Origin of the sequence: Leyella stercorea (assembly GCF_019052365.1) — a bacterium.
In the GTDB taxonomy this organism is placed as follows: Bacteria; Bacteroidota; Bacteroidia; order Bacteroidales; family Bacteroidaceae; genus Prevotella.
On record NZ_JAHQUY010000079.1, the window covers coordinates 1 to 12,383 of the forward strand.

The 12,383-nt window shown below is 45.3% G+C and carries 8 protein-coding genes and 1 pseudogene; 4 read left to right on the forward strand and 5 right to left on the reverse strand.

From position 1 onward, the window contains the following. Positions 1-44 precede the first annotated feature (44 nt). From KTQ90_RS11315 to KTQ90_RS11325, 3 genes and pseudogenes are all read right to left on the reverse strand, one after another. A pseudogene (locus KTQ90_RS11315) lies at positions 45-461 on the reverse strand (Arm DNA-binding domain-containing protein); the annotation flags it as partial. Then, on the reverse strand, positions 458-1,024 hold the full coding sequence (locus KTQ90_RS11320; protein ID WP_005812876.1) for a hypothetical protein: 567 nt from the start codon (positions 1,022-1,024) through the stop codon (positions 458-460). The pseudogene KTQ90_RS11315 and the gene KTQ90_RS11320, both read right to left, overlap by 4 nt. 201 nt (positions 1,025-1,225) lie before the next feature. After that, positions 1,226-2,953, reverse strand: a complete 1,728-nt coding sequence (locus tag KTQ90_RS11325; protein WP_217318533.1) for an alpha-amylase family glycosyl hydrolase — start codon at positions 2,951-2,953, stop codon at positions 1,226-1,228. Between the two features lie 364 nt (positions 2,954-3,317). On the opposite strand from KTQ90_RS11325, the gene KTQ90_RS11330 reads away from it, so the two are divergent. From KTQ90_RS11330 to KTQ90_RS11345, 4 genes are all read left to right on the forward strand, one after another. Next, a complete protein-coding gene (locus KTQ90_RS11330) occupies positions 3,318-5,831 on the forward strand; it encodes a hypothetical protein (protein ID WP_217318527.1) in 2,514 nt (837 codons plus the stop codon). 13 nt (positions 5,832-5,844) lie between these two features. Further along, the gene (locus KTQ90_RS11335) at positions 5,845-6,042 is read left to right on the forward strand and encodes a toxin PIN (protein ID WP_217318528.1); all 198 of its coding nucleotides are present in this window, start codon (positions 5,845-5,847) and stop codon (positions 6,040-6,042) included. A gap of 308 nt (positions 6,043-6,350) precedes the next feature. Then, the gene (locus KTQ90_RS11340) at positions 6,351-7,682 is read left to right on the forward strand and encodes a uracil-xanthine permease family protein (RefSeq protein WP_217318529.1); all 1,332 of its coding nucleotides are present in this window, start codon (positions 6,351-6,353) and stop codon (positions 7,680-7,682) included. A gap of 9 nt (positions 7,683-7,691) precedes the next feature. Next, on the forward strand, positions 7,692-8,060 hold the full coding sequence (locus KTQ90_RS11345) for an MmcQ/YjbR family DNA-binding protein (RefSeq protein WP_217318530.1): 369 nt from the start codon (positions 7,692-7,694) through the stop codon (positions 8,058-8,060). Positions 8,061-8,237: 177 nt separating this feature from the next. Here KTQ90_RS11345 and KTQ90_RS11350 read toward each other — a convergent pair whose 3' ends face one another. Then, the gene (locus KTQ90_RS11350) at positions 8,238-10,514 is read right to left on the reverse strand and encodes a DUF262 domain-containing protein (RefSeq protein WP_217318531.1); all 2,277 of its coding nucleotides are present in this window, start codon (positions 10,512-10,514) and stop codon (positions 8,238-8,240) included. Between the two features lie 8 nt (positions 10,515-10,522). Next, positions 10,523-12,244, reverse strand: a complete 1,722-nt coding sequence (locus KTQ90_RS11355) for a DUF262 domain-containing protein (protein ID WP_217318532.1) — start codon at positions 12,242-12,244, stop codon at positions 10,523-10,525. Positions 12,245-12,383 lie beyond the last annotated feature (139 nt).

Genomic DNA, 12,383 nt, shown 5'->3' on the forward strand with positions numbered 1-12,383 from the left:
TATGAGACTACCAACTTTTTTTATAAACTATTTCTTATCCCGAACTGGGGTATTAACTTCTCAATATACTCCAGAACATTGCATTTTGAGCGTTCGCTTTGTTCTGCCATTTCCATTTGCTGGTCAGTAAAGAGAGCCATGTTGTCGTACTCTTTTTGACGCAGGACTCGAACGCCATCCGCATAAAGGCAAGTTTCCATATCTTGCTTGGATTTACACTGAATAACGCCATTGTCATCTCGCTTGGGCTTGTACTTTATTCTACCAGCAACGGCTCGCTCGCTTCGTCGTTTATCCCATATAGGGGTAGTAATAGACCTCCTGAGATATTCACGCACTCGTTTGGGTTTGTCATTTCCCGTCTCATAAACAGGATAAGCTTCAAGATAGATGAACCACTCATCTCTCCACTCACTTTTCTTTAATTTGACGGAGACTTTAGTATAATCTAATCTTTTCATAATGGTTTTATATCTTTATAAAGTTTGTCTATTGATTCCTTGTGAGCATACACATAATTACCGATTTGCCGGGTCGGTATTGAGTATTTTCGTATATGAGCATACACGGTGCTGTCATCCAGATGAAATTTCTTGGAAATCTCACCTATTGTATAGCAATCCTCTGGTTCCATGCGGTACATGGTAACTGGTTTCCTTGGCTTGGTGTCAAGCGGAGACTGTCTTAACGGAAACAGATTCATTAGTTCTCCTTTGCATACAAGTCGTATTCCTTTCTCTGGCTCAATGAAGGAAATCTTTTTCATGTAGATGAGCCTATAAATGGTTGAGCGGCTTGCACCAAACATAGCATACGCTTCCGTTATGCTGATATACTCTTTAGACTTGGGCATATTGCTTACAATCTTGTCCAGTTCAAGTTGGCGTTTTTCTTCATCATGCTTACGCTTCCACGCCACCTTGGAGCATTTGGGTGAACAATACCAGGACTCCAAAGTCCTTGCGAAGAACTCTTCTCCGCACACAGGACATTTCCGTACTATCTTATACTTTGCTACTGCCATAATTCATTCATTTTGTAGTTCTTAATATCTATTCTTCTCATCATATCTACTTTTTCTTACAGGTACAAATAAGGTACAGATGTTTATAATAATAACGCAAAGATAGCAATATTATTGTGTACGGCCAAAAACAAGAAAAGCGTGTAACTCATTGAGCTACACGCTTTCCATTTGATATTGTATTCTTATTTCTCTATGTGCTTATTTCACCACCTTGAATATGGCGGCACTTATGCCAGAAGCTTTAATCACATCAGTCTTTTTTCCTGATTTATACACAACCTTTCCTGTGGAAAGAACAGAAACAGCCTTACCACCAACGGAGCTGATATTGAGAGAGGCTGCCTTGGCACCAGGATTCACGACAACAACATACTCCTCCTCACCCAAAGTACGCTCATATACCATCGGATATTCCTGCCCCTTCTGGTTCAGGAGCTTCCAATCACCCTCATTGTCAAGAGCCTTTGCAGAATGACGCAAAGCGGTCAGCTTACGGGTATATGACAACAGAGAATTCTGATCACCCTGCTGAGCCTCAACGGTCAACTTTCCGTTTTCCGTATCTACAGGGAAGTAGAGCTTATCAGGTGCACTCGTAGAGAAGCCGGCATTCTTACCCTTGGTCCACTGCATCGGAGTACGGGTACCCGAACGCTCATTGCTACCCTCCTTGTTAGGGAGATTCATCTGATACTTCATACCAATCTCATCACCATAATAGATAAACGGAATACCAGGCATGGTGAGGAAGAAGGTCATCGCCACCTTCAACTGGTCTGGCGTATTGCGGGTACCGATGTTAGGGCGCTGGTAATCGTGGTTGGCAGATGGAACAGCGATGTAGCCGAGATTCTTGGTGGCATTGTATGCCTTGGTATAGTTCTCGCTAAATTCCTTAAGCGAACCCTTGCCCTGCTTGTCGAAATAGCAGTTCTGGTAACTCTGCTCCCACTTGCCCCATGGAGTCTTGCGGTCGAAGAACAGAGAGGCATAGCCCTTGATACCGAAATGGATGTAGAAATCGATGTTGAAGCCGGCAGGAATGGCTTGCTGCGGATTAGCCCACTCTGAAATCAAGACGGTCTCTGGATAATACTTATCCTTCCAGGCACGCATCTCATTCCAAAGCTTGGAAACCTCCTTCTTGTCAGGGTCGTTCTTGACAAGCGATGACGCCATATCTACACGAAAGCCATCCACACCCTTATCAAACCAGAAAGCCATGATGTTACGTATCTCCCTGCGGACAGCCTGTGGTCCTGGAGCATCTACGCCCTGCTCCCAAGGATGATTTGGATCTGGATGAGCAAAACCATAGTTCAAGGCAGGTTGGCACTCGAAGAAATTCTTCTCATAATACTTGGCACGAGGAGCATTAGCCTCCACATATCTGCCTCGGGTACTAGACTCTGGACTTGCCTCCTGATGACGGGTTTCTATTTCTTTCTTCTCACTCTCAGGAATATCGTTCATCCAGATATAATAGTCGCTGTAACGCTGGTTAGGATCTTTCTCGGAAGACTCCTTAAACCAGGCACACTTGGTGCTGGAATGTCCTGCCACCAGGTCGAGACAAACCTTTATACCCCGCTTATGGGCCTCATTGACCAATGTAACCAAATCGGTATTGGTACCGAATCGAGGATCCACCTTGTAGAAATCGATGACATCATAGCCACCATCAAACCATCCCGACTCAAAGATTGGATTGAGCCAGAGAGCGTTAACACCCAGAGACTTGATGTAATCCAACTTGGAAGTGATACCCGGCAGATCGCCAATACCATTGCCATCAGTATCCATATAGGAAGATGGATAAATCTGATAGAAAAGTGCATCACTCAACCAAGCCGGTCCCTTCTTCTGTTCTGCCTGAGCAGAAAGTGTGGTTGCCGCCAAGGCAGCAACCAACAGCATTTTATTCATTCTTTTCATAAGCAACATTGTTTATTCAAAAAAAACATTCTTTCATAATAACTCAACATTCTGCATTTTATTGTGCAAGAATGCTAATTGCAAATCCGCCACCTGCAACAGAGTTCAACTTCAAGACAGACTTGCTGATCACAGTCTTCTTGGTGATTTTGTATAAAGATGGCTTTACAAACGTTTACATAACTTTTACCCCATATTTTCCATTTTCCCTAATATAGCGTAATGCAAATATATATATATTTGCAGCCGTAAAAACAAAAAAACGAGGATCGTCTTGATTTAGCATAATGTGCAGGAACTGCTCAACTAACATAAAACGTAGCATATTTATAAATAACACAATAATTCTAAAAAGATGAAACAATTAACCAAAAGCCTATTTGTCCTTGTGTTGATGCTTGGGACAATGTTGGAGATGAAGGCGGCAGATGTATATCTGCTTACAGCCCAAACAATCAATGGTACCGTTGGTAAGTATGAAGTGCCAAGCAACCATCAGCTTGCTCAGAACATTCTTTCCGCAGGAGAAAGCGGTGGAACTGTTGCACAGTCTGCAACAGATGTCGAACCGGGTTACTATCTCGTGGGCAATTTCTTCTCACCATATAATAAAGGTGGAGAATTTAATCCAGGCGGCGACGGCACGACGATAGATTACACAAAACACGTGTATTTTAAATTCGAACAGCAAAAAGACAAGAGCTATTCGTTCAGCATCCCGGCATGTCTCACGGCACATGCACAGATTCTTGCCGTAGCTGAAGACGACTCGATGATGGTCTATGGACCGGGAAGTGTGTTCGGACTGCACGGAGCAAAGAATGGAAATGGAACCGCTCTGCCCGCAACAAACGGTACGGTGGGAACTATGGGAACATCTACGGCAGGTCGCACTCTCCTTAAAGGCTCCACAACATTAGCAGAGGGCAACAACTACTGGAATCTCGTGACCCGCAATGACGGAGAGACAGACGACGACGGCATGTATACCTTCAGCTTTACGCTTGACAAAGACGGAAACCCCTCCGACTGGCAGGTGAAGCATGATGCCACTACACGTGTGTCTTATATCCTTGGCAACATGGTAGGGGCAACGGCACAGCCGCTCTTCGATAAGCGTAGAAAAGGTGGTGACACGGGCGAATACAGCGACAATATGGTGGCTTCGCTCTATTTCAACGGTCGTAACAACTATTGGTGTATAGGATATATGGTGAATAACGTGTCCGACCAAGTACAGTTAGATTCGGCAAAAATAGCTACGCCCGAAATGCATGAAACAAAGAGCTTGAAAAACAACTCCGGAACTCACGATAAGCTCTTCTTCCTCGGCAATGGAGGATATTCCTATAATACTAACGATAACCGCAACAAGGTCTGGCCTAACCAGAAACCCTTCACCCTTTATCTGTCTGGTATAAAGAGAGTAGAGTTTAATGCTAATCGTGGTGACAACGATCTGGCGAAGCAAGATGGCTGTTATGGCATGTCGGGCGAAATACAATTAAAAGGTGGCAATAACGATGCCGACATCCTGATAAATACCATGTCTATGATAGGTGATGCCGTGGAAGGAACTTATGATGCAGTAACGAACGACTGGAAGTATGCTTCTACCGCAGGAGACATGAAGTATGATGCCAACGAGCGTTGCTTCTCGCTGACGATATCTACTGTAGGCGATAAATACGCCAAATCGCATTTCAGGTTTGTTGCCAACCATGACGCAAAGCAGAACTGGGGCGAGACGGACGATAATATTTCAAACAAAAAAGGATTTGCAAGAGCTGCTTATGAAGCCGCCGATGATGACAATCACTCTTGTATGGCTGGCGATCCGAACGACGTGCAGTTCCGTAAAACGGCGAGAGAGGATGAGGAGGGCTTCGAAAGCACAACTCCTAATAAGAAGGATATCCTCTGGAACCGTCCCGCAGGAATATGGACGATAAGGTTCTACCCAGAGCTTGACAAGGACGGTAACGACATCTCTCGCTATACCATATCAGGAACAAGAGTCATCAAGATACCTTTCACCTATTGTGTAGGGAAGTTCATCCGTACATACAGCAACAATGTGGCAATGGCACCTGTCAACGACAACGTGAAAGTGTATGAGGCATATAAATACGGAGAACCGAAGAATGAAAAAGACCCACAATCACAGGGCACGGTTTATCTTCGTCAACTCAAGTACATTCCGGCAAATATGGGAGTGGTACTCGTAGGGGAAGTGCCTGAGGGAGAATCAATTCCCGACTATGCCACACTGAATTTCTCTTTGAAGGAAGCACCGGCTGAAATGCCGTTAGAAGGTGATAATTACACGGCAGTGTGGACAAAGGCAGACGAGTATGTCGGTCAAGACTGGAACAACTATCTCAAGCCGACAGTCACGGCTATCGACAAACTTGGAAATGCTGATACCGATGCTGATGGAAAGATAGCCCACCGTTACTTCGGCCTTGCAAACTTCCATTCCACAAAATATTACAAGGAGAATAATACCGGAGACGACTATATCGGTTTCTTCCGCCTTACGCCGAATGGCAAAAGCGGCGCAAACAAAGCTTACCTGAGTATTCCGGCAAATGCTGCTGTAGACGGTGGAGTAGGAGCTACGTACGGCTATATCGATTTTAACGGACAGTTCCTCGGTAATGAGACGGACGACCCGAAAAATCCGTCGCTTTCCAAGATGGCTATTGTCTTCGATGACGAAGATGATGGCGGAAGCACTACTACTGTAACAGAAGTCAAGCCGAATAGTACAGACGTCGACGCATCGTTCTATACCCTTCAGGGAGTAAAGGTGTCAGGTCCTGTCAAAGGAGTGTATATTCATAATGGAAAGAAATTCATCAAATAAAAACTAAGAAAAAATGAAAAACTATATAAAACCGGAAGTCAAGGTGTATGAAGTTAGAATCGAGTCTCTTCTTAGTGAAAGTGGACAGGTGACAGAAGGGTTTGCCCCAAAACGTGACTTTTCTCTCTTTGATGATGGAGATGGTGATGGAGATGATGACGGACATACTGGTAGCGGCGGTCTTTGGGATGACGAAGACTTTGAAGATTGAATGAAATATTCTGAATAAATGTAGTTTTATTTGCGTTAAGCAATCCGGTTAGTAGTGAGACAATCTGTAAGTAGCTTTAGTGGATATTATCCATAAAAGCTCTTGCAGATTGTCTCTTTTTCGTTAGAAAAAGTGTGTATTCAGTTTCTTCCATAACGTTAGTTTTGTTTATATCTGACAAAGATAATGATTTGTTTTTTTAGGAATGCAATAAAAATTATTTATAAACGTTATGATATATAAATAATGTGTAATGGTTAATAATCCTGACTACTGGAAGTAAAAACAACTAAAAACAAACAAATAGTATGAACACAGACAACCAGGGCATATTTGATGCCCGCCAACTGGGCAAGCCCAAGTTTGCAATTCTCGGCATCCAGCATCTGTTCGCCATGTTCGGAGCCACAATTCTCGTTCCGCTCATCACCGGACTCGATGTGAGTGCCACATTGCTTTTCGCCGGTATCGGCACACTCATCTTCCATCTTGTTTCCAAACTGCAAGTTCCCGCATTTCTCGGTTCGAGCTTCGCATTCCTTGGCGGCTATGCCTCTGTAAAGCAGTTGTGCGTGGCGCAGGGTCTGACAGACGAGGTGGCGCTCAACTATGCCTGCATCGGTGTGGCTGCGGCGTCGCTGCTCTATTTCGTGATGGCGTTCCTGTTGAAGATGTTCGGCACGGAGAAGGTGATGCGCTTCTTCCCGCCGGTGGTTACCGGTCCGATGGTTATCGCTATCGGTCTTACGCTCTCCGGATCGGCTATCAGCAACTGTCAGCAGAACTGGCTGCTTGCCGTTACGGCCATCGTTATCGTTATCGGAACATCTATCTGGGGCAAGGGCATCATCAAGATTGTGCCTATCCTGCTCGGCGTTGTCGGATCGTATATCCTGGCTGCAGCAATGGGCGAGGTAGACTTCTCCAAACTCAATGAGGTGGCGTGGATTGGTCTGCCTATTGATATGGATCGTACGGCAATCTCTGTAATGAAAGACCCCAACTTCGACCTTATCGTGACGTCTATCATCGCCATCTTCCCTATCGCCTTTGCCACAATCATGGAGCACATTGGCGATATGTGTGCTATTCAGAGCACTGTGGGCAAGAACTTCATCAAGGAGCCGGGTCTGCACCGCACGCTCTGCGGCGATGGTCTTGCTACGTTCCTCGCCTCTGTGTTCGGCGCTCCTGCCAACACCACATACGGCGAGAACACCGGTGTGCTCAACCTTACCAAGGTGTTCGACCCAGCTGTCATCCGCCTTGCAGCCTGCTTCGCCATCGTGCTCAGCTTCAGCCCTAAGTTCGCCTGCCTCATCGGTCTGATGCCAGCCGCTACAATCGGCGGCGTGAGCCTCATTCTCTACGGTATGATTTCGGCAGTAGGTGTGCGCAACCTTGTCGAGACATCGGTCGACTTCTCATCGTCGCGCAACGTGTTCGTAGCAGCGCTCATCATGGTTGTGTCTATCGGCGTGCAGTACGGCACAGACGGTGGTGTGAAGATCGGTTCTGTAGCCTTCTCAGGCCTGGCTCTTGCCGCTATCGTCGGCATCTTCCTCAACGCTATCCTTCCCGATCAGCTCGGCATGAAGGTGAAGAGCTTCAACGGTAAGGAGAAGAAATATAGAAAGTAATCGGTTTGTATGAACATTGAGCAAGTGAGAGACTTTACGTTGTCGCTGCATGGCGTCACAGAAGACCAGCCGTTCGGCGACGACAACATAACCTTCCGTGTTGAGGGCAAGATATTCCTGTGTCTTTGGCTCGGCGACGGCAAGTGCGACGTGCGTGGCAGCGCGTCGCGCTTCGCCTGCAAACTGCTTCCCGACCGCAACGAAGAACTGCGCGACCGTTACGACGCCGTCGCTCCCGCTTTCCATTGGAACAAGAAACACTGGAGCGACATCTATTATGAGCAGCTCGACGCCGACCTCGTCACTCGGTTGATAACCGAGTCGTACAGGCTTATCGTCAGCAAACTGCCGAAGGCGGTGAGGGTGAAGTATGAGTAGTGGAGTACATGCTCCTTTTACAGTTTAATTATACGTTTTCCTTTTTTAGTAAGTCGATCATTCTCCTGGCTCTATTCTTGATAACTTTCGTTGCAAACGTACAGTAGCGTTTTGCTTCCTCAAAGTAATACTCGTCTGTCATGTTCCAACAGTTCCTGTCTGTGCTGTTTCTGAATGCTATTTGTTTATCAACGATTCAACCACGCTGAATGCAAGCTCCACTCTGTCTGCTGTGTCAACGCCATGCTCGTTTTGTGGAATCTCTTTCACAATGTCCACTGTTTCCTGGCTCTCGCCAAGTTCGTTAGTTATAGCATGACATACGTATAGCTTGTCGTCGGTGAAATACAGGTATTTATCCGCAAACGTCAGTTCTAATACGCTTCCATTGCCAGAGTAGGCGTAGTCGCCGAGATATATACTCAAGTCGGGGTAATCAGTTCTCGTCTTTTCGTACAATGCTTTCAGGAAGATGTTGTGGTTTCTTCCACTGATGCTCTTTTCTGTCCACATCATCAGAATAGAGTAGGAAGCCTTTTGGCTTTCTCTGAAATCCTCCCAATAGTACATGCCGTAGCGCTCAGGTCGCATGGATGCGTACTTTATCAAGTAGTGTCGCCAGTCGTATTCAGATGTTGACTTTAGATAATCGTCGATGATGTTGTTCAGCACATCGTCTGTGAACTTATTGCTTCTTGACAGTAGTTCAATGAGTATTCTCTTTGTTTCCTTTAAGTCTTCCTTATTTGTCTTAAATATCGACTTCCATGAGCTTTCGTTGTTTGCTGAACCTATTTGATAGCGCCATGATACGAGCTGAGAATAGTCGCCGATGGTGAGCAGCGCTCTGTTCACAAGCGCCCAATCGCATTCGAACAGCGAGTAGAAGCGGTCAGTCAGATCGATGTTCTCGAGTCCGACGACTCTAACGGCACCTTGTAGGAGGTTGTGGTTCTCCAGTTTGCACAGAACGTCATCTTTCTCGGGGTTGTTTTTCAGCCATTCCACCTTCTCGTGTTCTTCAATCAGCTGGTTGGCATTAAAACTGAGATAGCCTTCCTCTATGTCGCCATTGTCCAGAACATACTCCGTCTGTCTGATGAGGTTGGCCAAATTGTTTTCGCGCAATTCATATTCTGATCCCTTTATCAGATTGCTTACCATTCTTATTCTTCTTGCAAACTGCGCTTCCTCTATTGTGTCCTTGTGTTGGAGGTAATAGACGAAAGCATAGAGCAGCACGGTGCGTCCTAATGGGAACTTTCTGCGATGTCCAGATATGATGTCGCCATTGTTGTGACATGCTTCAACGAAGATGTTTACAGGCTCGTCGACGATACACTTGCGAGGTTTGTCTGTGGTATGTGTAGTAAGTACGCTGCCGAAAAGACTTTCTATATCGATGTTCAGCCAGCAGTCGAATCCTCGCTCAATGGTTTTCACATTTTCTATGGCATGTGGATTGTTGCTGCCGAACAGTTCTTTGGTGATGGTGAAGATGTCGTTCGACGAATTGAGGGGTATACTATTCTTGCAGTATATGATATCTGCGAGAAACCTGAAGTATTTCACAAACTCGTCGTCAATGATGTCGTCAGCAGCTGTTCCTGTTCCGCTATTGCGGTATGGCCATAGCAGGTCGGTCCATGCGACGTCTATCTTGTGACCAATGGTTTGCGACAATGTCTTCTCTCCGTTGTTTTTCTGTTCTTCCGTCAGTTTAGGTTCAATCTCCTTTATATTGCCTTCCCATTCAGCTTTGAAGTGTTCGAACTCTGTAAGAGGTTTGCCTCTTGAGTTCATCTTGATGTAAAGTTCGTCGGTTGCTCCCAGTTGTTTTATTGATAGGAAGTAGAATGAAACGCAACCCTCTTCGAGTCTTTGCCACAGTCCGTCGGTCTTATTGAACTTGCGATGTATGTCGTCAAGCATGTTAAGCATTGCGCTGATGGTTGGGTCGTTTTGCCAGTCGCGTGGCATCCAGTTCTGGTCGGTGATGTCGTGAGACAGCACGTCTGTATTGAAATTGGGTGTGTATGTATTAGCGACCAACTGTTTGCAGAACTCTCTTGCGCTGTATCTTGTGGCGTAGGAGAATTTGGAGAGGAAACCGAGTCTTTCCTCTTCTACGCATTCATGTCTTGCTATGTACCAATGCAGAAGGAATAGCGTTGTAAGGCGTTGCTGACCGTCCAATGGTATGAGTGTTTTCTTATCGTTTATCTCGCCGTACACGAAGTCGAGAGTTATAGGTTTGGGGGTTGTCAGAGCTGTGTATAGTGCGTCGAGAAATCTTGCACGTATGCGATTCACCTCAGGCTGGTTTCTGCCTTGTGCATAATCGCGCTGTATTATTGGCACTTCTATATTGTTCAGCGGAAGATATTGGCTTTCTTCTTCGTTGTCAGTAGCCTTAAACAGGTCTATGAGGGTGTATTTCCTTGAATTGATCATATCCGTTTCTATTCAAATTTAATTAGTTGATAGTATGGTTGCAGCGTCTCTTTGATAGCCTTGAGGTAGGCATCTCTATCGTTCTTTCCCCAGAAATGCACCTGGGTGTCCGACGATTTTGTATAATACTTCAAGAACACCATCTTTGTACAATAAGGTATGAACGCCCCCTGCTTGTCCATTTCGATGATTATGTTGCGCTTCACGTCAAATGTAGAGTTGTTCAGACTCGCGTTGTCTTGGCATGTAAGCAGAGCCATGTTTGAGAGCGTGTGGATATACTCAGTGCCGGTACTTTCCGACAGTTCGTTCACAACCTGTCGGAAGATGTCGTCGAAGCTGTTTCTTCCAAGTTTTTCGGTCTTGACTACTTGTTCTATTGTGTTGATGAGTTCGTTCTGCGTCTCTCCCTTGTATATGTCTTTCAGTGAAGCCAGATGGCTCTTCAGCCATTCAATCTGTACAGCGACCGTGTTTAGACCTTCCGAATTCTGCGCATGTATGTGCTCCAGACTCCATTCTGCCGAGTTGTATTTGCTGAAAGGAAAACGCTGATAGGCGTTGCATTTCAGAATAGATTGCACGTTGAACAGCAGCAGCAGTCGGCTGATACGGTTGTAGTCCTTCGTGTAGTCGAGCTCCCAGTATTCGTCTCTGTTCTTCGTGTTCCAGCTTACCGACTCGGCTATGAGTAGGTCCAGAGAGTTCTTGAATTCGCTTTTCTTTTTGCCTTTTGCTTCCTTGAATATGTCAGCCATGGTCTTGTGACCGGAAGCGATAAGGTAACCTATTTTGTGATAATACTCGTTGTCAGTATACCATTCTTTTATTTGCAGATAGCTATTTATCACTTCCTGCCATATTACGTTCTTGTCGGAGCGTTCGAGTCGCTCCTCCATCTTGAAGAAGGTGAAGTAGGTATCGCGTTCCGAGTCCGACTTTTCGAACATCATGTCGAACAGCAGTTCTATTCTTGTAGGGTAAGTTTTCGGACTCTTGCGTGTAATGAACGACCAGAATTCGTTGTTGTCTGTACGCAGCTGTTTCTCTATATTGTCCCATTGTATTGACATTTCGTACTGTCGGCGCTTGGCTTCCTCTTCTTCCGTGCTTGTCAGGAGCAAGGCTCTGATGAGTTCGGCATTTGTTAGCTGTATCTTTCCGATGTTCAGACGTGTGAAAAGTGCTATCGGGTCAGCATCATCTCCTACTTCATACCATATCACCTTGACATACCCATCAATGTACTGGTGGAGATTGAAAAGCGCAATCGATTGTTTGTTAGGTTCATCGTGGAAGGTCTCCTCCAACCATTCTTTGATGGTTTGATGGGCATTGTAGATATGGAAAAAATCTATGTTTGTTTGAGCTGTAGATTCATCCATATTGTTGAGAAAAACCTGTGTGTTCATTCTCGTTTCGTATGTGAGGCTGAAGTTCAGTTGCACAAACGGGAAGAACTGTCTGATATAGTTCAGAAGAATATATATAGTGGTCAGTCGCTGCTGCCCGTCTATCAGGTCGTATTCTCCTTCTCCCTTTCTCAGCACCACAATAGGTTGCAGGCAGTAGTCTTTCTTTGTGCTGTCGTTGGCCTTCTGATACAAGTCGTTCAGAAGCGTTTTTACCTGCAGTTTGCCCCATCTGTATCCACGTTGGTAGGCGGGTATGTTGAATACACCTTTAATGTCGCCTATAGGTTTGGCTTCCAGTATAACGTTCTTTTTCATTTGTTGATGTTTTTTTCGGTAGGCTTTATGTTTTGATTGAACAATTACAAAATTACTAAAAAATAAACAGATAACAATCTTAAACCCAAATCGGTCATTAGGATTTCTCTGTGTCGTACGGCAAAGAGAAATCCTTTAA